The 24,335-nt window shown below is 40.6% G+C and carries 12 protein-coding genes; 8 read left to right on the top strand and 4 right to left on the bottom strand.

Annotated elements, in window-relative coordinates; translation table 11 throughout:
- The first annotated feature begins 151 nt into the window (after positions 1-151).
- From GQR87_RS05345 to GQR87_RS05335, 3 genes are all read left to right on the top strand, one after another.
- The gene (locus GQR87_RS05345) at positions 152-349 is read left to right on the top strand and encodes a YwbE family protein (RefSeq protein ID WP_158967275.1); all 198 of its coding nucleotides are present in this window, start codon (positions 152-154) and stop codon (positions 347-349) included.
- 32 nt (positions 350-381) lie between these two features.
- Positions 382-969, top strand: a complete 588-nt coding sequence (locus GQR87_RS05340) for a HupE/UreJ family protein (protein WP_158967273.1) — start codon at positions 382-384, stop codon at positions 967-969.
- Between the two features lie 375 nt (positions 970-1,344).
- Entirely contained in the window at positions 1,345-14,325 is a 12,981-nt protein-coding gene (locus GQR87_RS05335; protein ID WP_158967271.1) for an Ig-like domain-containing protein, read from the top strand.
- Between the two features lie 106 nt (positions 14,326-14,431).
- Here GQR87_RS05335 and GQR87_RS05330 read toward each other — a convergent pair whose 3' ends face one another.
- Positions 14,432-15,538 carry a Gfo/Idh/MocA family oxidoreductase gene (locus tag GQR87_RS05330; protein WP_158967269.1) on the bottom strand — a complete coding sequence of 369 codons (1,107 nt, stop codon included), beginning with the start codon at positions 15,536-15,538 and terminating at the stop codon, positions 14,432-14,434.
- Between the two features lie 343 nt (positions 15,539-15,881).
- Here GQR87_RS05330 and GQR87_RS05325 point away from each other — a divergent pair, with 343 nt between their 5' ends.
- The 5 genes from GQR87_RS05325 (at position 15,882) to GQR87_RS05305 (ending at position 21,944) form a co-directional block, all read left to right on the top strand.
- The gene (locus GQR87_RS05325) at positions 15,882-17,342 is read left to right on the top strand and encodes an MFS transporter (protein ID WP_158967267.1); all 1,461 of its coding nucleotides are present in this window, start codon (positions 15,882-15,884) and stop codon (positions 17,340-17,342) included.
- A gap of 71 nt (positions 17,343-17,413) precedes the next feature.
- Positions 17,414-18,433 (top strand): glycoside hydrolase family 43 protein, encoded by a 1,020-nt coding sequence (locus tag GQR87_RS05320; RefSeq protein WP_158967265.1) that lies wholly within the window; start codon positions 17,414-17,416, stop codon positions 18,431-18,433.
- 87 nt (positions 18,434-18,520) lie between these two features.
- A complete protein-coding gene (locus GQR87_RS05315; RefSeq protein WP_158967263.1) occupies positions 18,521-20,245 on the top strand; it encodes a glycoside hydrolase family 2 protein in 1,725 nt (574 codons plus the stop codon).
- Between the two features lie 260 nt (positions 20,246-20,505).
- Complete coding sequence (locus GQR87_RS05310) at positions 20,506-21,420, top strand: polysaccharide deacetylase family protein (RefSeq protein ID WP_158967261.1); 915 nt, start codon at positions 20,506-20,508, stop codon at positions 21,418-21,420.
- A gap of 32 nt (positions 21,421-21,452) precedes the next feature.
- A complete protein-coding gene (locus tag GQR87_RS05305) occupies positions 21,453-21,944 on the top strand; it encodes a GNAT family N-acetyltransferase (protein ID WP_158967260.1) in 492 nt (163 codons plus the stop codon).
- 148 nt (positions 21,945-22,092) lie between these two features.
- On the opposite strand, the gene GQR87_RS05300 is transcribed toward GQR87_RS05305, so the two are convergent.
- The 3 genes from GQR87_RS05300 to GQR87_RS05290 all read right to left on the bottom strand — a co-directional run bounded on the left by GQR87_RS05300 (position 22,093) and on the right by GQR87_RS05290 (position 24,314).
- Positions 22,093-23,128, bottom strand: a protein-coding gene (locus GQR87_RS05300; protein ID WP_158966908.1) for an IS630 family transposase whose coding sequence is annotated in 2 segments (ribosomal slippage) — positions 22,093-22,668 and positions 22,670-23,128 — 1,035 coding nt in all. Because the reading frame shifts where the segments join, the coding sequence is not laid out codon by codon here.
- Between the two features lie 129 nt (positions 23,129-23,257).
- Positions 23,258-23,863: a hypothetical protein gene (locus GQR87_RS05295; RefSeq protein WP_158967258.1), complete on the bottom strand. Its 606-nt coding sequence runs from the start codon at positions 23,861-23,863 to the stop codon at positions 23,258-23,260.
- 241 nt (positions 23,864-24,104) lie between these two features.
- The gene (locus tag GQR87_RS05290) at positions 24,105-24,314 is read right to left on the bottom strand and encodes a hypothetical protein (RefSeq protein WP_158967256.1); all 210 of its coding nucleotides are present in this window, start codon (positions 24,312-24,314) and stop codon (positions 24,105-24,107) included.
- Positions 24,315-24,335: the final 21 nt, after the last annotated feature.

The following is a 24,335-nucleotide window of genomic DNA, read 5'->3' as shown; positions in this document are numbered from 1 at the left end:
CTACAAATATAAATAGGACATGCAACTAGAGGCCTATTTTAGAGTTGTAAAAATCACTACAATTAGATGCTAAAATAGTGCCTTAGTAGCAAACAGATATTAATTGTCATCCCTATAAATTAAACCCGCCACCAATAAAGAGGAAGTAATAATGGACGGTCAAAAAAGAGCGAATATCAAAATAGGTGCTCAAGTTTCAATTGTGTTAAAACAGGATCAAAGATCAGGCGAATTAACCGAAGGTGAAGTAGCCAAAATACTCACTAACTCAGCTAACCACCCACATGGTATCAAAGTCATGTTAGATGATGGACAAGTGGGCAGAGTAAAAGTTATTCATTTAGCTTAAAGTAAACTTCAACTTAAATAGTAAAGACGAATATGAACAAAATTAAATTTATAATATTACTTAGCACATTATTTATCTCAAACTTAGTTTACGCCCATGAAATGAGTGGCGGCGGCGGTTTTATTACTGGACTAACTCACCCCGTACTTGGCCTGGATCACCTTCTGGCAATGTTAAGTGTGGGGATCTTAAGTTTACAAATTGGGGGCCGAGCGATCTGGATGGTGCCTGCCACTTTTGTATTAGTGATGTTAATAGGGGGCGTGTTAGGCATGCAAGAAATTGCACTATTTTCGGTTGAGTTAGGTATTGCTATTTCTGTTTTGGTTTTAGGTATTGCCATAGCCATTGATAAAAAATTATCACCATTATTAGCCATGTTATTTGTAAGCTTTTTTGCCATATTTCATGGCCATGCTCATGGCACCGAAATGCCCTATTTATCCAGTCCTGTTTTTTACGCTTTGGGATTTGTGTTAAGCACAGCCTGTATACACCTTGTTGGCGTTTTTCTAGGTTATTCAGCTAAAAGCCTAAATATGGGCAGCCAGTTACTTAAATTTTTAGGTTTGCTCATAGCTGCCATTGGTGTATATCTTTGTTATAACACTATTTTTTAAATTTCATACATTAACCTGAACCGAATTTTTTAAAATAAAAAGCATAATCAATATTAAAGTATCATATCTTTAAAAATAGCACTCATAATATAGATAATTAAAGATCCAATAAAATCAGACAGTTAGTTTATAAAGAAATAAATTGACCAACTGGCTTGTTGCATCAATAATGAATAATCAATTGATTCACTGACTTATGTGTATCGCGCCCACACCAATGGATATGATCTTGCTATGACAGCGTTTTATTTTATTCAGGCTTTCCTCGTTCTGGCTTTACTTTACTTGCTGCTTTAATAAGACAAACAACAATTTTATGCTCACATGGTTTTTATGTGGGTGAAGTTATCACCGCTATTTACTACAGGATCATTTATGCATAATCAAATAATGACAATATTAATGTCACTACCTTTGATGTTTTGGTTGACTACGTCGCATGCTGCTACATTTGCAGGTTTAGGTGGGGCTAATTCGGGTGGCGCTGGCTTTAAATCGTTAACCGATGTGAATTTAGTTGTCGATAATGTCCTCATAAGTGATGGGAGTGAATTGTATTGGAATGATAATTCTACGAGCACTAAAACCTTGACAATAAAAACGGATGGTGTTGATGCCGCAACGGTCGATATTAGTGCTTTTACTATTTATGCCTTTCCTGGCAGTGGCCCAGGAATTACGATTGATGCAAGTTCAACGGTGGTATTTAAGGACAGTGGCGGCGCAATATTACAAACGATGACATTGAATTCGACTAAATTGTTAATTAATTCAATAGATTTTGATTTGTTTACTTTTTTCGAAAACAATACGGCGTCACCTGTAAATGGTGTCGCGCAAATAGACTTTAATTTGGTAATTGCTGGTTGTTGTGCCAATGCCAATAGTTTCAGTAACTTTACCTTTAAAAATATTACTTATAGTAATGTGATTCCGCCTGGGGCGCTGAGTCCAACAATTACTAGTGCAACCTACGATAATTCCACCGGACAACTTGTGGTAACAGGCACAAATTTCGTGACAACAGCCGGCGTTATCAATGATGTAATTGCCAATAAATTCACTTTTACGGGTGAAGGCGGCGCTAGCTATACCTTGACCGATACCGCGAACGTAGAGATTTCCTCCGCGAACAGTTTTACTTTAACCCTGAGCGCAGCTGATCGCGCTGGTGTTAATACTATCGCCAATAAAAATAGTACCAGTTCCACGGGTGGAACCAGCTATAATCTCGCCGGTGCGGCAGGTTTTATTGCAGATGCCTCTGCCACAGCAGACCTGACTGGCAATACTATTACTGCTTCAAACGTCCCGCTGCCAACTATTAGTAACGCAACTTACAATGCAAGTACTGGCGCACTCGCAGTGGCAGGCTCTGGTTTTACTCGACGTGCAGGCGCTACTAATGACATAGTGGCCAATAAATTTACTCTGACCGGTGAAGGTGGCGGTAACTATACCTTAACGGATACCAGTAATGTTGAAATAACATCAGGCACCAGTTTTACCTTAACGTTAAGTGCTACAGATAAAGCTAGTGTAAATAATTTGCTCAATAAAAACGGAACGTCTTCGTCAGATTTTTCAACCTATAACCTTGCCGCCGCAGATGATTGGGCTGCAGGAGCCGATGGTGCGCTAAATATAGCGGATACAACGGGCAATGGCATTACGGCAAGTAACCTGTCAGATTCCGATGCCACTGTTTCAGCAGGTTCTGGCGTGTCTGAGCCGATAGCGATTGATACCACTCTAGATTCGGTGGGCGAAGCTATTAATATCTTTGATTTTGTTATTTCCGATGGCGGTACAGCTGACGGCAGTGCAACGAATGTTACTGAAATTAGACTCAATACCAGTGGTACCATCGATCCAAGTAAATTGACTTTCCGTTTAAATGGCCCTGATGCCATTAATGTATCCGGTAGTTATAGCAGCAATGTTATTACCTTCGCTGGCTTGAGTCTGTCTATTGCCGACGGTGCTAACGAAACTTATACGGTGAATGCTTACTACAACGATAATAGCAACTTAACTGAAGGGCAAACCTTAATATTGAGTGTAGATGGCGATAGTGATTTAACACTTGGTAGTTCGGGAAGCCAAATGAGTGCCACAAGTGCTGTTACAAATAGCACCGGTTCCAGCGTTGACGTCGTTGCAACAGCAATGGTCTTTTCTACACAGCCAGCTGGTTCTGTTTCAGGCTTTGCGCTAACCACTCAGCCCGTTGTTAGAGTGATGGATGCCTTTGGTAATACAGATACTGCTTTTACAGAAACGATTACACTTACTGAAGCTAGCGCTGGTTCATTAACTGGTGGAAGCGTTGCTGCCGTTGCAGGAGTGGCAACGTTTACAGCCATTAACTATACGGCTACAGCCGATCAACAAAGTTTCACGATCACCGCTAATGACCAAGATGGAGTGGGCTCTAATCTTCAGACGGTTAGTAGCAACCCACTGACCTCAGACGTGGTAGCCACTACTTTGGTGTTTGATACTCAACCTTCAGGATCTGTTTCAGGCGTTGCGTTAAGCACTCAACCAGTCGTTAAGGCTGTTGATGCTAATGGTGTGACTGATACAGGCTTTACTGAAACCATTACACTTACTGAAGCTAGTGCCGGTTCATTAACCGGTGGAAGCGTTGCTGCCGTTGCAGGTGTGGCAACCTTTACAGCCCTAAAATATACGGCTACAGACGAGCAACAAAGTTTTACGATCTCCGCCAATGATCAAGATGGTATTGGCGCTAATTTCGGTACGGTTAATGCGAATGTACTACTGTCAGATATTGTTGCAACACAATTAGTATTTACCACGCAGCCATCTGGTTCAGTATCAGGCAGTGATTTAACCACACAACCGGTTGTTACCGCACAAGATGCAAATGGTATAATTGATACCGGCTTTACCGAAACGATTACCCTAACAGAAGCTAGTGCAGGCAGCCTCTCTGGTGGTTCTGTTGCCGCGGTTGCAGGAGTGGCAACGTTTACAGCCATTAACTATACGGCTACAGCCGATCAACAAAGTTTCACGATCACCGCTAATGACCAAGATGGAGTGGGCTCTAATCTTCAGACGGTTAGTAGCAACCCACTGACCTCAGACGTGGTAGCCACTACTTTGGTGTTTGATACTCAACCTTCAGGATCTGTTTCAGGCGTTGCGCTAAGCACTCAACCAGTCGTTAAGGCTGTTGATGCTAATGGTGTGACTGATACAGGCTTTACTGAAACCATTACTTTTACTGAAAACGGTAGCGGCGTAATTACTGGTGATGCGGTTGCAGCAGTTGCAGGGGTGGCTACGTTTACCGCGTTAACCTATACGGCAACGGCAGACCAAGAATTATTTACCTTAACCGCCAATGATCAAGATGGTGTTGGCGCTGATTTCGGTACGGTTAATGCGAATGCACTCGTGTCAGATATTGTTGCAACACAATTAATATTTACCACACAGCCATCTGGTTCAGTGTCAGGCAGTGATTTAACCACGCAACCGGTTGTTACCGCTCAAGATACTGATGGCAATACAGATATTGACTTTAACGAAACGATTACCCTAACAGAAGCTAGTGCAGGCAGCCTCTCTGGTGGTTCTGTTGCCGCGGTTGCTGGTGTAGCTACGTTTACAGCACTTAATTATAGCGCGACAGCTGATCAACAGCACTTCGTGTTAACAGCTAATGACCAAGACGGTGTTGGCACAAATATGAGCACAACGGATGCCAATCCTGTTACCTCTGATGTGGTTGCGACGGGACTCTATTTTTCTACTCAACCAGCGGGGTCTATTTCTGGGCTTGCGTTAACAACACAGCCTGTTGTCAGGGCTGTTGATGGCAATGGTATTCTAGATGCTGGCTTTACTGAAACCATTACCTTTACTGAAAACGGCAGCGGCGTAATTACTGGAGGTGCGGTTACGGCAGTTGCAGGCGTGGCTACGTTTACCGCGTTAACCTATACGGCAACGGCAGACCAAGAATTATTTACCTTAACCGCCAATGATCAAGATGGTGTTGGCGCTGATTTCGGTACGGTGAATGCGAATGTTCTACTGTCAGATATTGTTGCAACACAATTAGTATTTACCACGCAGCCAACGCCTTTATCACTCAACAATGGAGTGTTAACGCCTTTCACCACCGTGCCTACTATTGAAGCTCGTGATGCAGCGAATTTGCTAGACACTGGTTATGCAGCAACTATTACTCTTGCTGAAGTGAATGGTACGGGTTCTGCAATATTTAATGGAACAGGTGATACCGATGGCAACCCAGCAACAGTATCACTAACACCAAATGCTGGCGTTGCTACTTTTACTGGATTACAAGGTAAATATACTCTTGCAGGTGCAACATCAGAGAACTTTAATTTACAAGCGAGTTCCGGTGCGTTAACCGATACTAATAGCAGTCAACTTACTGCTATTGCTGATGCGGCTGTGACATCAGTAAACATCCCAACAAACGGCACTTATGGTGTTGGCCAAATTCTTACTTTTACGGTTAAATTTGATGAAAACATTACAGTGAATACAGCGGGGGGAACACCACAAATAGCCATTACCCTTGGCTCGACCACATACCAAGCAATATACCAAAGTGGTTCTGGCACGAATACCTTGGCATTTAGTTACCTAGTGAAATCTGGTGATAGTGATAGTGATGGTATTACTATTGGTGCACTAAACCTAAATGGCGGAACACTTATTGGTGCTGAAGGTAACTTTGTGCAGCTGTCATTAAATAATGTTGGCGTAACCACTGGTGTATTAGTTGATGCGGCAGCGCCAACGGTCTCTTCGGTTTCGGTTCCTGCAAATGCTACTTATATTACCGGCCAAAACCTTGATTTTACTATCAACTTTAATGAAGACGTGACGGTTAACACTGCAGGTGGTACTCCACAATTAGCAATTACTGTTGGCACTACAGCTCGTCAAGCAACGTATATGAGTGGCTCTGGCAGCAGTGCATTATTATTCCGATACACCATACAAACAGGCGAAAGTGATAGTGACGGCATTGCTATTGGCGCCTTATCTGCCAATGGCGGTACATTAAGAGATGCGGCAAATAATAACGCTTCGTTAACCTTAAATAATGTGGGCGCTACCGCATCCGTATTGGTTGATGCAGTTACACCAGTCGTTGCTGAGGTAACGGCCGTTGCTACGCCGAGTAATGACACTACGCCTAACGTTACAATCTCGACATCTGAAGCTGGCACATTAAACGTTGGCGGGAGTTGTGGTAGTAGTGACGAAGGCACTATAAGTTCAGGAAACTCCACCATCACATTAACGCAAACCGATAACATTACAGTGTTGAATAGTGCCACCTACAGTGATTGCACCATTACTGTTACCGATGCTGCTGGTAACTCGACTGCACCTGTAACTCTTACAAGCTTTACCATTGACCAAACACCATCGAGCACAATATCGGTAACGGTTCCTGCCAATGCTACTTATATTGCCGGGCAAAACCTTGATTTCACCGTCAACTTTGATGAAAACATCACGGTTAATACTGTAGGAGGCACACCACAATTAGCTATCACTATCGGTGCGACTACACGTCAAGCGACTTACCAAAGTGGCTCGGGCACAAACGCTTTACTATTCCGCTACACAGTGCAAACGGGCGAAGACGACAGTGATGGCATTGCTATTAGCACATTCACAGCGAATGGCGGTATCTTAAAAGATCACGCTGGCAATGACGCCACCTTAACGTTAAATAACGTAGGCTCAACTGTAGCTGTATTAATTGACGCCGCAGCACCAAACACTGCCTCAGTGACGGTACCGGCCAACGCGACTTATGTTGCCGGGCAAAATATTGATTTCACAATAAATTTTGATGAAAACGTGACGGTTAATACAACAGGCGGCACCCCACAATTAGCCATAATGCTTGGCTCAATCATACGTCAAGCAACATACATAAGCGGCTCTGGTAGCAGTGCATTATTATTCCGTTACACCATACAAGCCGGTGATAGTGACAGTGATGGTATTGCTATTGGTGCTTTATCTGCTAATGGCGGTACCTTAAAAGATACTGCTAACAATAATACCACCTTAACCTTAAATAACGTGGGTACAACTTTAGCCGTATTGGTTGATACCACGGCTCCAACTACTGCCTCAGTGACTGTTCCGGCCAACGCCAGTTATATTGCTGGCCAAAGCCTTGATTTTACTATCAACTTTAATGAAGACGTGACGGTTAACACTGCAGGTGGTACTCCACAATTAGCAATTACTGTTGGCACTACAGCTCGTCAAGCAACGTATATGAGTGGCTCTGGCAGCAGTGCATTATTATTCCGATACACCATACAAACAGGCGAAAGTGATAGTGACGGCATTGCTATTGGCGCCTTATCTGCCAATGGCGGTACATTAAGAGATGCGGCAAATAATAACGCTTCGTTAACCTTAAATAATGTGGGCGCTACCGCATCCGTATTGGTTGATGCAGTTACACCAGTCGTTGCTGAGGTAACGGCCGTTGCTACGCCGAGTAATGACACTACGCCTAACGTTACAATCTCGACATCTGAAGCTGGCACATTAAACGTTGGCGGGAGTTGTGGTAGTAGTGACGAAGGCACTATTAGTTCAGGTAACTCCACCATCACATTAACGCAAACCGATAACATTACAGTGTTGAGTAGTGCCACCTACAGTGATTGCACCATTACTGTTACCGATGCTGCTGGTAACTCGAATGCACCTGTAACTCTTACAAGCTTTACCATTGACCAAACACCATCGAGCACAATATCGGTAACGGTTCCTGCCAATGCTACTTATATTGCCGGGCAAAACCTTGATTTCACCGTCAACTTTGATGAAAACATCACGGTTAATACTGTAGGTGGCACACCACAATTAGCTATCACTATCGGTGCGACTACACGTCAAGCGACTTACCAAAGTGGCTCGGGCACAAACGCTTTACTATTCCGCTACACAGTGCAAACGGGCGAAGACGACAGTGATGGCATTGCTATTAGCACATTCACAGCGAATGGCGGTATCTTAAAAGATCCCGCTGGCAATGACGCCACCTTAACGTTAAATAACGTAGGCTCAACTGTAGCTGTATTAATTGACGCCGCAGCACCAAACACTGCCTCAGTGACGGTACCGGCCAACGCGACTTATGTTGCCGGGCAAAATATTGATTTCACAATAAATTTTGATGAAAACGTGACGGTTAATACAACAGGCGGCACCCCACAATTAGCCATAATGCTTGGCTCAATCATACGTCAAGCAACATACATAAGCGGCTCTGGTAGCAGTGCATTATTATTCCGTTACACCATACAAGCCGGTGATAGTGACAGTGATGGTATTGCTATTGGTGCTTTATCTGCTAATGGCGGTACCTTAAAAGATACTGCTAACAATAATACCACCTTAACCTTAAATAACGTGGGTACAACTTTAGCCGTATTGGTTGATACCACGGCTCCAACTACTGCCTCAGTGACTGTTCCGGCCAACGCCAGTTATATTGCTGGCCAAAGCCTTGATTTTACTATCAACTTTAATGAAGACGTGACGGTTAACACTGCAGGTGGTACTCCACAATTAGCAATTACTGTTGGCACTACAACTCGTCAAGCAACGTATATGAGTGGCTCTGGCAGCAGTGCATTATTATTCCGATACACCATACAAACAGGCGAAAGTGATAGTGACGGCATTGCTATTGGCGCCTTATCTGCCAATGGCGGTACATTAAGAGATGCGGCTTCTAATAGCGCCAACTTAACCTTAAATAGTGTAGGCGCTACCGCATCCGTATTGGTTGATGCAGTTACACCAGTCGTTGCTGAGGTAACGGCCGTTGCTACGCCGAGTAATGACACTACGCCTAACGTTACAATCTCGACATCTGAAGCTGGCACATTAAACGTTGGCGGGAGTTGTGGTAGTAGTGACGAAGGCACTATTAGTTCAGGTAACTCCACCATCACATTAACGCAAACCGATAACAGCACAGTGTTGAGTAGTGGCACCTACAGTGATTGCACCATTACTGTTACCGATGCTGCTGGTAACTCGAATGCACCTGTAACTCTTACAAGCTTTACCATTGACCAAACACCATCGAGCACAATATCGGTAACGGTTCCTGCCAATGCTACTTATATTGCCGGGCAAAACCTTGATTTCACCGTCAACTTTGATGAAAACATCACGGTTAATACTGTAGGTGGCACACCACAATTAGCTATCACTATCGGTGCGACTACACGTCAAGCGACTTACCAAAGTGGCTCGGGCACAAACGCTTTACTATTCCGCTACACAGTGCAAACGGGCGAAGACGACAGTGATGGCATTGCTATTAGCACATTCACAGCGAATGGCGGTATCTTAAAAGATCCCGCTGGCAATGACGCCACCTTAACGTTAAATAACGTAGGCTCAACTGTAGCTGTATTAATTGACGCCGCAGCACCAAACACTGCCTCAGTGACGGTACCGGCCAACGCGACTTATGTTGCCGGGCAAAATATTGATTTCACAATAAATTTTGATGAAAACGTGACGGTTAATACAACAGGCGGCACCCCACAATTAGCCATAATGCTTGGCTCAATCATACGTCAAGCAACATACATAAGCGGCTCTGGTAGCAGTGCATTATTATTCCGTTACACCATACAAGCCGGTGATAGTGACAGTGATGGTATTGCTATTGGTGCTTTATCTGCTAATGGCGGTACCTTAAAAGATACTGCTAACAATAATACCACCTTAACCTTAAATAACGTGGGTACAACTTTAGCCGTATTGGTTGATACCACGGCTCCAACTACTGCCTCAGTGACTGTTCCGGCCAACGCCAGTTATATTGCTGGCCAAAGCCTTGATTTTACTATCAACTTTAATGAAGACGTGACGGTTAACACTGCAGGTGGTACTCCACAATTAGCAATTACTGTTGGCACTACAGCTCGTCAAGCAACGTATATGAGTGGCTCTGGCAGCAGTGCATTATTATTCCGATACACCATACAAACAGGCGAAAGTGATAGTGACGGCATTGCTATTGGCGCCTTATCTGCCAATGGCGGTACATTAAGAGATGCGGCAAATAATAACGCTTCGTTAACCTTAAATAATGTGGGCGCTACCGCATCCGTATTGGTTGATGCAGTTACACCAGTCGTTGCTGAGGTAACGGCCGTTGCTACGCCGAGTAATGACACTACGCCTAACGTTACAATCTCGACATCTGAAGCTGGCACATTAAACGTTGGCGGGAGTTGTGGTAGTAGTGACGAAGGCACTATTAGTTCAGGTAACTCCACCATCACATTAACGCAAACCGATAACATTACAGTGTTGAGTAGTGCCACCTACAGTGATTGCACCATTACTGTTACCGATGCTGCTGGTAACTCGAATGCACCTGTAACTCTTACAAGCTTTACTATTAATAGCGCTCCGAATATTAGTGGTTTGCCAATCACCAGTGTTGCACAAAATATTGCCTATAGTTTTATACCAACAGTGAGTGATGCTGATAGTGGAGATACAGCAACCTTTAGTATTAATACATTACCCTCTTGGGCAACGTTTAGTACAACAACCGGTATGCTAAGTGGTAGGCCTTCAAACAACGATGTTGGCACCACTACTAATATTATTATTACAGTGAGTGATGTCGTTGGTGCGAGTGACAGCTTGCCGGCTTTCAATCTTACGGTCATGAATGTTAATGATGCGCCAGTTATTAATGGCACACCAAATAACAGTGTTGCACAAAATGCTGTTTATAGTTTCACTCCAACCGCGTCGGATATTGATGTTGGTACATCATTAAGTTTTAGCATCACTAATCAACCAACATGGACGACGTTTAGCGCAGTAACAGGAGCCTTAATTGGAACACCAGGTAATGACGATGTTGGTACAACTACTGGTGTGGTGATTACGGTGAGCGATGGCATTCTAAGTGCCAGCTTACCTGCGTTCAACATAACCGTATCAAATATTAATGACGCCCCCGTTATTAGTGGAACTCCAAAAACTAAAATAGATGAAAATAGTGATTATCATTTCACTCCAATAGTTACAGATGTTGATGTTAATGACATGCTTAGTTTTACTATCACTGGTCATCCTGAATGGATGTCGTTTAATACAGCAACAGGTACCTTGACCGGTACACCAGTGCAGGATGATGTTGGCGTTACGAGTAGCATCACAATTACAGTAAATGACAACTCCGGTGCTGATAATGCTACTGATAGTCTTAGCTTTAGTGTTGAAGTGATTAACATTAACCAAGCACCAGTGGCTGTTGCTGATACCTTTGAGCTTAATGTTAATGCCGAGAATTCCTATATATTAGATGTATTAAGTAATGATACTGATATTGATGGTGATGCGCTGTCGATTACCGGGGCGACTACCAGTGTTGCCAATGTAACCCATGATGGTGAAAACCTTATCGTTAACACGCCAACAGGGTTTGTCGGTCAAATTAAACTGATTTATACCATTACTGATGATAATGACACCTTTGCTGATGGTTCGGTGAGCTTGTTGATCCAAGGCGAGCAAGAGGGAACTGCGCCGATTATTACAGTGCCAGGCAATGTTGAAGTAAACGCGACGGGCTTGTATACCAAAGTGAATTTAGGTGTGGCAACGGCGATGAGTAGTGAAGGTAAACCTATTGCTATTTCTTTAGTTGAAAGTAACTCTTTGTTTAAGCCGGGAAATAATACTGTCTATTGGCAAGCAATAGATCCTAAAACAGGTTTAACAAGTATTGCTAGCCAACAAGTGCTGGTACATCCGCTTATTTCATTAGGTAAAAACCAAACGGTTGTTGAAGGTAAAACCGCTACGGTGAAGGTGATACTAAATGGACAAGCAGTAAGTTATCCATTCACTGTAGCGTTGAATGTCTCGGGTAGTGCCGAGCTAAATGATTATTTTATGGATAGCCAAATAGTCACCATTGAGTCAGGCACACAAGCAGACGTGAAGATTGATATTCTCCAAGATAATGAATCCGAAGGTAATGAAACGCTCACACTAAGCGTTGACGAAGGAAATGTCGGAGTGGGTGCAGCGCAGACCATGACTATTGTTGAAACGAATGTTGCACCAACGGTTACTCTGCTGAGTTCGCAAAATAATGAGCAGAGGCAACTTGTTACATCAATAGGTGGTTTAGTTACTGTAAAAGCAAATATAAGTGACGCTAATGATGATAACGTCAGTACGCAGTGGATATATGACAGCTTGCTTAACGTTGCTCACATTGATGATAAAACAATAACGTTAAACCCAGATGGATTAAACAACGGTGTTTACCGTATTGATTTAATTGCTACGGATGATGGTGATGGAAACTTAAGTGTCACCAGAAACTTATATTTGTCTGTTGTTAATACTTTAGCTGAGTTAACAGATGCTGATACCGATGGTGACCGCATTCCTGATAATGAAGAAGGTTATCGAGATACAGATGAAGATGGTATTCCTGATTATTTAGATGCTATCCCTGAGTGTAATGTCATTCCTGAACAGGCATTAATTCAAACTACTTTCTTAGTTGAAGGCGAGTCTGGTGTTTGTCTGCGCAAAGGTAATACATTAGCAGCTGGTTCTACTGGCGGGCTGCAATTGACTGTAGCTGATCTAGAAAACAGTATTGGTGTTGATGATGAAGCTGTGATTGTGGGTGGTATTTTTGATTATATCGCCACCGGATTACCAGAGTCGGGACAAGAGTATAAAGTTGTATTACCGCAAGTTAAGCCTATTCCTACTGATGCGGTGTACCGTAAGTACAGTACAAACCTTGGTTGGAGTACATTTGTTGAAGATGCAAACAATCAATTGCATTCTGCACCAGGTACACGAGGCTATTGTCCTGCACCTAATAGCGCGCAGTGGTCAGCTGGTTTAACCGAAGGTCATTGGTGTGTACGCTTAACCATTGAAGACGGTGGCTTTAATGATAATGACGGTCTTGCCAATGGTACTATTGTTGACCCAGGAGGGGTGTCAGTAATGTTAACAAGTAATACGGCACCTGTTGCTGTTGCTGATACTACTGAAGTGAGACGCAATGAATCAATATTGATTGATGTTTTAGCGAATGATACTGATGCTGACCAAGATATGTTAAATATCAATGCTGCCAGTGCAACGTTTGGTATTGTAACTATCACTTCTGATAATTTATTACACTATCAAAGTGCGAGTAATTATATTGGTCAAGATACCCTGGTTTATAGTCTTTCAGATGGTATGGGCGGCAGTGACAGTGGCACGGTAAATGTTACTATTTACCCGAACAATGCTCCAGTTGCGGTTGATGATAGTGCTAATACAGATGATCGAACTGCAATCATTATTAATGTAATAGCAAACGACAGTGATATTGATGATGATAGTTTAACCGTTACAAGTGCGATTACAGACAATGGCATGGTCAGTATTAATCAAGATAATACATTAACCTTCACCCCTGATAGTGGATTCGAGGGCGTTGCTTCGATAATGTATATCATCGATGACGGAGAAGGTGATCAAGCAACCGCACAAATTGCTGTAACAGTGAAAGCTTATCAAAGTGTGGTTGTGAGTAATAAATCTCAAGGAGGCAGCATGGGGACAATGATTATTGCCCTAGCAGGATTTACCTTATTCCGCTTACGCCGTAAGCAGCTCAATACTAAAAAGAGTCTGATACCAGCAGTCGCATTAGTGACGATAGCGACAAGTTTCAATGTTGCGGCATCAGAGCCTGAGTGGTTTGTAAGTGGTACCCTTGGCTATAGTAAAGTAAGTTCTGGCTCCCATGTACCAAGCAATATTGGGATTACTAGCAATGATATAGATAAGTCAGATATCAGTTATAGTATAGGAACTGGCTTTCGTTATGATTTATATGAGTTCACTTTAAACTATGAGCAATTAGGAGAGGCATCAGCGTCCTATGCTGGGGATACTTTAGATCCGAGTTTATACCATCAAGCTTTACTGAATAATGGGCCGAAACTTGTTGATGGGCTTAGTTTGCAAGCTCAATATACCTTTTGGCAAGATGAGAAATTTAGTGCTTCAGCCGGCTTAGGTTTGTTTGCTTGGGAGTTAGATTACAGTAGTAAGTTGAATGATAGTGTTATTGAGATGAATAAAGATGGCTTCGATGTATTTTACAACTTGCAATTAGCTTATGCGGTTGTAGAAAATACTCAGGTGTTTGTTAAGGTAAGTCGTTATAACTTATCGGTTAACAATGTTAATAATTTTTCACTAGGCGTAATTTATGACTTTTAAGTGAATTTAAACAAAATGACTCAATAGTAAGGTAAGTAAGGCTTCTAAACCAATGAAGCCTAATGTTACCTTACTGTTAAGTGAGTAAAAATTAAAACGGGGCGATTTAAACTTCTACTCGTTTTCCACCATTTGCTATTGATTTATATATGGCATCGACTATTTTCATATCTTGTAACCCTTCTTTGCCTGACACCTTGCTGGTTTTATTTTGTCTAATACACTCAACAAAATTATCCATCTGTAACGCTTGTTGATTAACTTGATGCGGCATTAATTGACGTTCACCTATATGCCCACCTACATTAGCATAACTATATGCAGGTTCGAGTCGTGCATTACCTTTTTGATAAGAAACAAACAACTCATTTGCCTTCATCGAGTAAGAGGTTGTATGGTTTGAATAGAGCCCACCAGGGAATTCCATTTGCCACATAACCGTTTCTTCAACACTACTGAATTTTTCATAATCCGTTTTGTATTCAACAGCCCTCACGGCGATAGGCTCTAGTCCAGTGGTATACCTCGCAGCTTGAATACAATAAATACCAATATCCATGATAGGACCACCACCAGACAATTCTTTCTTCAAGCGCCATTGTTTAGGATTGCCAATAGTGAATGAAAACTCTGATCTCACATAATTGATCGGCCCTAAAGGTAATTCTTTTGCGGCTTTTTCTATTTCTAAAGTGTTGGGTTCAAACTGTAAACGGTAACCAACAGATAACTGCACGCCGGCCTTTTCACACGCGGCAATCATTTCTTCACACTCAACAGCAGTCAAACCCATTGGTTTTTCAGTAATGACGTGTTTACCGGCTTTTGCTGCTCGGATGACAAATTCTTTATGCATAGAATTAGGCAAAACGACATACACAATATCAATCCCTTTATCTGTAATAATTTTGTCGAAATTGTCATAATTATAAATATGTGAGTCATCAAGGGCGTATTTGTCAGCCCATATATTTGCTTTAGCCGGTGTACCTGTGACTATTCCAGCTAAATAAGCGTTATCAGCAACTGTTAAAGCAGGAGCTAATTGGTTAGTCGCATAATTTCCTAAGCCAACTAAAGCAATACCTAATTTGTCAGGTTTGGCTTTAGTGGCCATAACACTAGTGGCAAAAGAACTTGCGCCTATAGTCAAAACCCCTGCTCCCACTCCTTTTACAAAATCACGACGACTGGTGGAATTATTATTTATCATTTTTTGCCCCCTTCTTAAGTACTTTTATATTATTAATTGATAGATATACTAAGTAATTCATCCAAAAATACAACGTTTAGAATAAGACACTCTTTCAGTTAAGATGTTACTTAATTAGCTTCTTTGCTGTTTCAAAACAAAAAACATCGAAATCTGAAATTCAGGTATCTACAGGTCAGTTTTAAAGACTTGCTCCTTATTGAGCACTATTTCATTTTAAACAGGCTATTTTTCATCCTAACAGCAAACAAAAAATAACTGTAAAAGTGAATTTGGCAATATAAATTCAACGAAGAATCAATACAATGGAGCAATCAATAAGAATATAACAAATGGTTAACATATGACTGAAAAACTTTCAGTTACCGAAAAAATTGGCTACAGCCTAGGTGATTTAGCGGCTAATTTAGTATTTCAAACACTGGTCACATTTATTGCGTTTTTCTATACAGATGTATACAAAATTCCAGTAGAATCTGCGACTAAAGTCATTTTTGTCTGTGGTCTGATAGCGGCCTTTTTCAACCCATTTATGGGCATGATTGCTGACAGAACCCAAACCCGCTGGGGTAAGTTCAGACCTTGGATTTTATGGACAGCTGTGCCTTTTGGTGTATTGGCACTATTAGCTTTTAGTACCCCTGATTTTGGCCCTGATGGTAAAGTGTATTATGCTTTTATTACCTACTTATTATTATTATTAGTTTACTCTGCCAACAACCTACCCTATTCGGCGTTAAGTGGTGTCATCACAGGTAATATGCAAGAACGTAACAGCATGTCTGCCTATCGTTTTGTAGCTGTGATGATTGCTCAATTTGTTATTCAAGTTCTACTGTTACCTCTAGTATTAATAGCTGGCGATGGGGATAAAGCCTTGGGTTTCGAAAAGGTAATGACATTCTTATCCATTGCCGGTGTCATTATGTTTCTTATCACTTTTTTTACCACTAAAGAAAGAGTTGTACCTAAACCAGAACAGAAATCGACTGTGCTCGAAGATGTGAAAGATTTATTCAGTAATAAACCTTGGGTCATGATGTTAATCATTACTATCTTAGTATTCATCACCCTAGCTCTAAAAGGCGGCATGTATATTTTCTATTTTGAGAATTATCTTGATGCTTCACAGATAGCCCTATTTTTAGAAAATATAGGCTTTAATGGATTTATTAACGGTCTAAATTACCTGTTAACTAATATTGGATTAACTGAGTTTAAGTGGCCTGAAGATCCTGCTACCTCTGGATTTGCCTTATTTAATGCAGGTGGGATCATCTTCATGATAATTGGCATAGGATTTTCTAAATCTTTAGCTGATAAATATGGTAAACGAGAAGTATTCGGCGGTTCATTATTTTTATCAACTTTATTCATAGCCGTCTTTTATTTCTACCCACAAGATGCCATTAGCACTGTCTTTATTACGCAAATATTACATGGTTTCTTTTATGGTATTTCAACTCCTTTGTTATGGGCCATGATTGCCGATGTCGCTGATTATTCTGAATGGAAAACACATCGCAGAGCAACCGCTATAATATTTTCAGCCATGATAGTGGGCTTAAAAGTAGGCCTGACTTTAGGCTCATCAATCTTAGCTAGTATTCTTGATTATTATCAGTACAGTGCAGATTTAGTCACGCAAATGCCTGATACAATTAATGGTATCAAGTTGTCTGTTAGTATCTTTGCATCCATACCATTTTTCTTAGCCGTCGCTTGCCTCTTCGCTTATAAGATCAACAAAGCTATGGAACAACAAATTGAAAAAGATCTGACCTTAAGACGTCAAGCCGATTAAAACAATGAAACAGTAAGACCCAAACACAAGCTTATTTTTGGTTGTGCTATTTAACCCAGTGAGTACAGAATATGTCTGAAGAGTTATTACCCGAAGAACAATTACAAGCTTTGAAAGCCAAAGCTATTTCTCAACCTCTAGTTGAAAATATCTACACAGCTGATCCGTCGGCTCACGTGTTTGATGGCAAAATATATATTTATCCATCACACGATATTGAAGGTGGGATCCCTTTCAACGATAACGGTGATCATTTTGATATGCAGGATTATCATGTTATCTCTATGGACTCTTTAGATAGCCCTGCGGTAGATAATGGTGAAGCATTACATGTTAAAGATGTACCTTGGGCAGAACGCCAAATGTGGGCACCTGATGCGGCCAAAAAAGGCGATAAATACTATTTATATTTCCCAGCCAAAAAAGCCGACGGTATATTTCAAATAGGTGTAGCGGTAAGTGATTCTCCAGTAGGCCCATTTAAAGCCGAACCAGAAGCCATTAAAGCCAGTTATAGTATCGACCCAGCCGTATTCGAAGATGATGATGGCGAATATTATATGTATTTTGGCGGTATTTGGGGCGGCCAGTTACAAAACTATCGTAACCATACTTATAACCCGGACTTGACTGAACCAGCCGATGATGAACCAGCTCTAGGACCTATTGTTGCCAAAATGAGTGACGATATGTTGGAGTTTGCCGAGCCCCCCAAAGAAATCACTATTGTGGATGAAAACGGCCAAACTATTTTAGCTGGCAATCATGACAAACGCTTTTTCGAAGCGGCATGGATGCATAAATATAACGGTAAATATTACTTCTCTTATTCAACAGGTAATACCCACTTTTTGTGTTACGCCACAGGTGATAGTCCTTATGGGCCATTCACATACGGTGGTAAAATTCTGGAGCCGGTATTGGGCTGGACAACTCATCATTCTATCGCTGAGTTTGAAGGAAAGTGGTATTTGTTTTATCACGACTCTTCTCTTTCTGGCGGCGTGACTCATTTGCGCTCAGTAAAAATGGCTGAAATACAATATCGTGCAGATGGATCAATTGTTACTTTAAAACCATATCGAGACTAATTACATACAATCAATTAAACCTTGTGTTTTATTATCCAGAAAAGTGGTGCTATTATAGATTCATCTTTAAGCTAGATTAAAATAAATATGAATCAATTTAAAACTTGGTTACTACTTTTCTGTACCCTTTCTACTTATACCTATGCCAATTCAGAACAGCTATCTTTAAACGGTAGCTGGCATTTTTCAAATACTGCCTACGACAATACACAAACATTGTTAGCAGAAAATTATGCCGATTGGGATACATTAACCGTACCAGGAAACTGGGATACACAAAAAAAATACGCTGATTTTTCTGGCAAAGGTTATTATCAAAAAAGCTTCACGCCACCCAAACACTGGAAACATAAAAATATTCGTCTTAAATTCTCTGCCGTATACCAGACAGCAAAAGTATGGCTAAACGGGCAGCTATTAGGGCAACATGTAGGCGGTTACACACCATTTGAATTTGATATTAGCCAGCATCTTTCATTTGATAAAAATAATTCATTAGTGGTCATGGCTGACAACACCTACCACAGAGGTGCTTGGTGGGCTTGGGGAGGCATTAGTCGAGATGTCGACTTAATTGCAGAACAAGATATTCGCATTGTTTACCAACATATTACGTCAGAGCCAGACTTTGAACGACAAAATATTAAGTTTACGATTAAATATAAGCTGCAAAATTATACCGACCAGCCGCAAAACCAAACTATCTATAGTGAAATTTTAGATAACCAGCAACAAAAGAAAAACCTCACGTTGCAAGTAAAGATCCCTGCTAAACAATTCATCACAAAATCTACCACCTTTGTTGAAAAACTAACTAGTTATCAATTATGGGATCTACAACAACCCAAGCTATACACTTTACAATCCCGATTGAACAAAAACCAAAACACCATAGATATTCAAGAAGATAATTTTGGGATCCGTAAATTTGAAGTGAAAGGTGAACAGTTTTTCCTTAATAATCAAGCTGTACGCCTTAATGGTGTCAATCGAGTGCACGATCATCCAGACTTTGGCAATACTGAACCTGATGAATTAGTGCTGAAAGACTTACAAGATATCAAATCCCTGGGCGCTAATTTCTCTCGTTTAATGCATGCCCCGATATCAGAAAATCTATTAGCCTTAGCCGACCGCTTAGGTTATTTGATTATCGGTGAAATACCTGTTTGGGGTGATGATGATCCACAATCTTTTGCCAATAATCCGTTAACCAAAACATGGTTAAATGAAATGGTCGAAAGAGATTTTAATCATCCTTCAATTGTAGGTTGGAGTGTCGGTAATGAGTTAAGAGATCCCCTCCCAGAGTGGGGCAAAAAGACCTTAACCCCAGATCAATACGCATACGTAGATTCGATGTTAGATCATCTGGCACAGATTGATCCCAGCAGATTAAAAACCTATGTATCTATTACCGCATATAGTAGTGAAGCCAACTTAAGCAATGAACCATATGAAAAACTCGATTTCATCTCGGTTAATAGTTATGGCGATGCAGTGAAGAATGTCGAAAATACTCATAAAAACTTTGCCGGTAAACCTATATTTTTATCTGAAGTTGGATTAAAACAAATTGGCGGTAGTGCGGAATCAAAGTTAGACAAAAAATTAGTTAACTACCTTAAAACCCTAAAAGACTACCCATATTTAACCGGTTTCTCTATATGGTCTTATAACGATTACCGCAGTGATTATAAAGGCACACCTGAGTCTGGGTTTCGCGAATGGGGGGTAGTAGATGAATATCGTAATAAAAAAGCAGCCTATTATCAGCTACAAGATATCTTTAAATATTGGCAAGAAAAATAAGCATAGTATTATATTCACACCAATCATTATTAATACTTAAAAACCGGCGTCAGTCGGTTTTTCATTGGCCTTAGAAAACAATCCTACTAGAAGGGAATTAAAAGCATTATTTATTGTCAAAATTAAGTCTGTTTTTGAAAAGTTTAGATAGGTGTATAGTTAACCTGAATACTGGATAAGATAGAAAAAGCTAACAAACATTTATTGGAAAATGAACAAAACCACTTTGTGTGTTTTGCTGTATTCATAAGGTAAATTTGATGAACAATTTAACAAAGTCACTGACATTATTGTGCTTATTACTCACTGCTAATTCTGTACTCTCGAAACAACTGGCGATAACTTTCGATGACGCACCTCGACCCGATACCAGTTATTTTAACAGCGAAGAACGCAATAATCAGTTATTAAGCGCCTTACGCAAACATGACGTGACCGCAATGTTTTTCATTACCACTAAACATATAGAAAAGGGCCGAGAGCAAAGACTTGTCGAATATGCTGAAAACAATCAACTTTTGGCTAATCATACTCACTCTCATCTTTCTGCTTATAAAGTACCACCAGCTGACTTTATTGCTGACGTCAGCCAAGCTCACAAAATATTACAGACATACAAAAATTATCAGCCTTATTTTCGTTTCCCATATTTGCATCATGGTGATACTCAAGAAAAAGTGGATGAATTGCGGACAGGTTTAACCACTCTTGGTTTAAAACAAGGTTACATCACAATTGAAGATTCTGATTGGTATCTTGATTCATTATTTCAAAAAGCCGTTCGAGCAAAGATACCTTTAAAGCTAGATAAATGGCGAGACATCTATATCAGTCACATTCTAGCATCGGCTAATTTTTATCAGCAATTAGCCGATAAAAACTTGACCAAACCAGTCAAACAAGTACTTTTGATGCATGAAAATGATTTAGCCGCCCTATTTATGGATGATCTCATTCAAGCCCTGAAAAAAGATGAATGGGAAATTATCACACCACTTGATGCATTTAATGATGATATTGCTAAACGTTTGCCGCAAACCTTGCATAATAATCAAGGACGACTAGCTGCTGTCTTAGCCGAAAAAGGCATTACGCCAATCTCAATGGTACAGATAAATCAAAGGCCTGAAGCCTTAAAGAAACGGCTTAAAAATTTAGGTTTATTACCTAAATGATAAATAATATAAACAAACTTAATTAAGAAACCATGAAGATAGACGTCATACTTGCAGACTATAACAACCCCAAACATGGCCTTGAACTGATTCAGCTGCTGAATGCCTATGCACAAGATCCTATGGGAGGAGGAACGCCCTTGTCATCTCATGTACAACAAAATTTAATTGCTGAATTTGCGAAACAAACGCATGTATTTAGTTTGATTTGTTACGTCAACGGCCAACCAGCGGGATTGGTTAATTGTGTTGAAGGTTTTTCTACTTTTGCCTGTAAACCTCTGGTGAATATCCACGACTTAGCGGTATTAGCTAAATTCAGAGGATTAGGAATTAGTCAAAAAATGTTGCAAGCAGTTGAACAAATTGCCATACAAAAAGACTGTTGTAAAATCACCTTGGAAGTACTGGAAGGTAATGAGTTAGCTAAAAAAGCTTATCTAAAACATGGTTTTGCCGGGTATCAATTAGACCCGGCTAAAGGCCGTGCTATGTTTTGGCAAAAAGTACTCACTGAAAACTAATACCAATCTAGTTATACCAATCCGCATTGATAAGTGACATCTCAGAATGCATCCAGTGCTTTCTGAGTAACGACTAATTTAGCTAAAATGGTATAATAGCAAGCCTATTATGAAAAACCTGCAACCTAAGTTATACCAATCACGATAATTAATTTCCCACCTGTGCCCAATTTCTGGCGCACAATTTGATAACCTTTTCTTTATCGCTGATAAAGTTATTCCATGCCCGACTGCATTGTATGACAATATCCTCATAGCTATCAAAGCATTGATTGGCCAACTCATTTTGCCTAAGCCATTGCCATACCTGCTCGATTGGGTTTAGCTCTGGAGAATAGGGCGGAAGCTTGATGATACTCACGTTATCTAGGTCATGCGCAATATCGTCTGTATGCCAACCCGCACCATCCATAATCACTACTGCATAGCGATCCAGTTGTGTGCGATTTGATATTAATTGTAAATGTTGTCTCATAATGTCTTTGTTCACCACAGGGGTTATCAAGGCTTCTGTTTCACCTGTCGCTGGGCATACAGCCCCAAATAAATGCGCATACTCAAACTGTTGTTGCTTGACCGCTCTAGGGCGACTACCTTTGTTCGCCCATAAACGTGTAGTGGTGTTCTGTTGACCTATTCTAGCCTCATCTTGAAACCAAATATCGACTTTATCCAGTGTGACATGGCCTGGGATCAATTTGATCGTTTCAATCTGCAGTTTTTTTAAACTCGTCTTGAGCTTCTTGGGACTGCTTAGGGTGCTTAGAGCGACTGGTTATCCAAGAAAACCCTAGCTGATGCAGTAGACGATATATGTTAGTCAGGCCATAGGTAATACCAAATTCTTGCTTCACATAGTCAATGATGAGTGTGCCTTTGAGCCTTCCACCATCAGGTTTTATGGCATGAGACTCAATGTAAATTTTCAACGTCTGCAGTTGCTCAGCTGATAAAGCACAAGGCCGACCAGAGCGCGGCTTTTCCTTTAATCCGTCCAAACCATCTTGGTTGAAGCGCTTCACCCACTCATTCACCATTCTACGGCTGACGTGCAGATACCGAGCCGCTTGCGTGCGATTAACGCCTTGTTGAATATGTGAAAGGGCCATTAATCTGACTCGCATCCGAGCATTTTTTTCCTTCGCTATGAGTGTCGAAAAATCGATATTTTTTAAGCTATGCATGAGAAGAATTAAGATAAGAATACATAACTCAATTAGATCACAAACTTAGTGAAAATGGTATTACTCTAATTGAATTGGTATAAATCAGTACCTTTGGTAAAGGACTTTGCTGTAACGATATTCGTTAAATCAAGACAATTGATCCAAAGGATTAACCAAATAACTAACAAGTGGCGATTCAATACGCCATTCTAATTCAACTTTTCCTTCTTTCACTTGACCGTTCAAGTAACACTTAATACCTTGATTAGGCTGCTGGAAATGTTTAAATTTCAATATTGCTTGTTGCTTATTTTTTGCGTAAGCGTGAGAAAAACTCACTAGCTCTTGGGAGTGAGCTAACCCAATATAATTAGGTTGCAACCAAGCCAGCGAACCTGATATCCATACATCTTGATTAATTGAAGTAGCCAAATGACCTTGTTCAGTAAATGTGCCTGTCAGCAGAATTTTCTGCTGTTGAGACTCGATGCTAAAAGACTCACCTTCATGCCATGTTAACTTGTTACAGAGCTGCTCCACTTTATTTAGTAACTGCTGAGTCTCCTCTAACATATAACTATCAATCTTGTTTAAAGTTTGCTTTTGTTTATCCCTAGGAATGGATTCAAAACAAAGCTGAGGCAGTAAAGTTTGCAGCACATCAATACGACCAGACACACTGTGAATAGCAGTATTGACAGATGGTTTGACCTGAGTGGCAATCACTATTTGGGCTGAACTAAACTCTGACACAAAACACTCCACTGAATTTTTTAATCTATTAAAAATTAACTACAGCAGTGTTTATGCCAATCATAAAAAAACAATATAAATCAGGAGGATAAATAAAAATATTGTTATGCATCATCTGGCACGACAAGTTTTTGACTATTGCTTAATACATACATAAAAGCATTCTAGTAACAATATTCAGGCAAAAAAAAACGGTTTTTCGAAATCATCAAAAAACCGTTTTATATTAAGTAAGCAGCAATTAAAACCCTGCTTCTTCACACTTAGCTTTACGTTTATTTAAGCCTTTCAATCTTTTTTCATTGTCAGCTGATTTTTCAATCATTTTGACAACTCTTGCACAATTTTTTTCAGTCGCTTCGAATTTTTTCTTTTCTTTCTTATCATCAGCAGCCATTGATAAACTTGAAACCGTTACTAATGCAGCTAATGTCATCATTTTTAAATACATATGTTAATACCTTTAGTGATT

The sequence above is a fragment of the Paraglaciecola sp. L3A3 genome (assembly GCF_009796765.1).
Taxonomy (GTDB): domain Bacteria; phylum Pseudomonadota; class Gammaproteobacteria; order Enterobacterales; family Alteromonadaceae; genus Paraglaciecola.
Note: the sequence above shows the minus strand (reverse complement) of the source record. Positions and strands in the feature narration are given on the sequence as shown.

Excerpts from the sequence above, each read along its gene's own strand:
- GQR87_RS05345 (WP_158967275.1), top strand. The coding sequence starts at position 152 with ATGGACGGTCAAAAAAGAGCGAATATCAAAATAGGTGCTCAAGTTTCA.
- GQR87_RS05340 (WP_158967273.1), top strand. The coding sequence starts at position 382 with ATGAACAAAATTAAATTTATAATATTACTTAGCACATTATTTATCTCA.
- GQR87_RS05335 (WP_158967271.1), top strand. The coding sequence starts at position 1,345 with ATGCATAATCAAATAATGACAATATTAATGTCACTACCTTTGATGTTT.
- GQR87_RS05330 (WP_158967269.1), bottom strand. The coding sequence starts at position 15,538 with ATGATAAATAATAATTCCACCAGTCGTCGTGATTTTGTAAAAGGAGTG.
- GQR87_RS05325 (WP_158967267.1), top strand. The coding sequence starts at position 15,882 with ATGACTGAAAAACTTTCAGTTACCGAAAAAATTGGCTACAGCCTAGGT.
- GQR87_RS05320 (WP_158967265.1), top strand. The coding sequence starts at position 17,414 with ATGTCTGAAGAGTTATTACCCGAAGAACAATTACAAGCTTTGAAAGCC.
- GQR87_RS05315 (WP_158967263.1), top strand. The coding sequence starts at position 18,521 with ATGAATCAATTTAAAACTTGGTTACTACTTTTCTGTACCCTTTCTACT.
- GQR87_RS05310 (WP_158967261.1), top strand. The coding sequence starts at position 20,506 with ATGAACAATTTAACAAAGTCACTGACATTATTGTGCTTATTACTCACT.
- GQR87_RS05305 (WP_158967260.1), top strand. The coding sequence starts at position 21,453 with ATGAAGATAGACGTCATACTTGCAGACTATAACAACCCCAAACATGGC.
- GQR87_RS05290 (WP_158967256.1), bottom strand. The coding sequence starts at position 24,314 with ATGTATTTAAAAATGATGACATTAGCTGCATTAGTAACGGTTTCAAGT.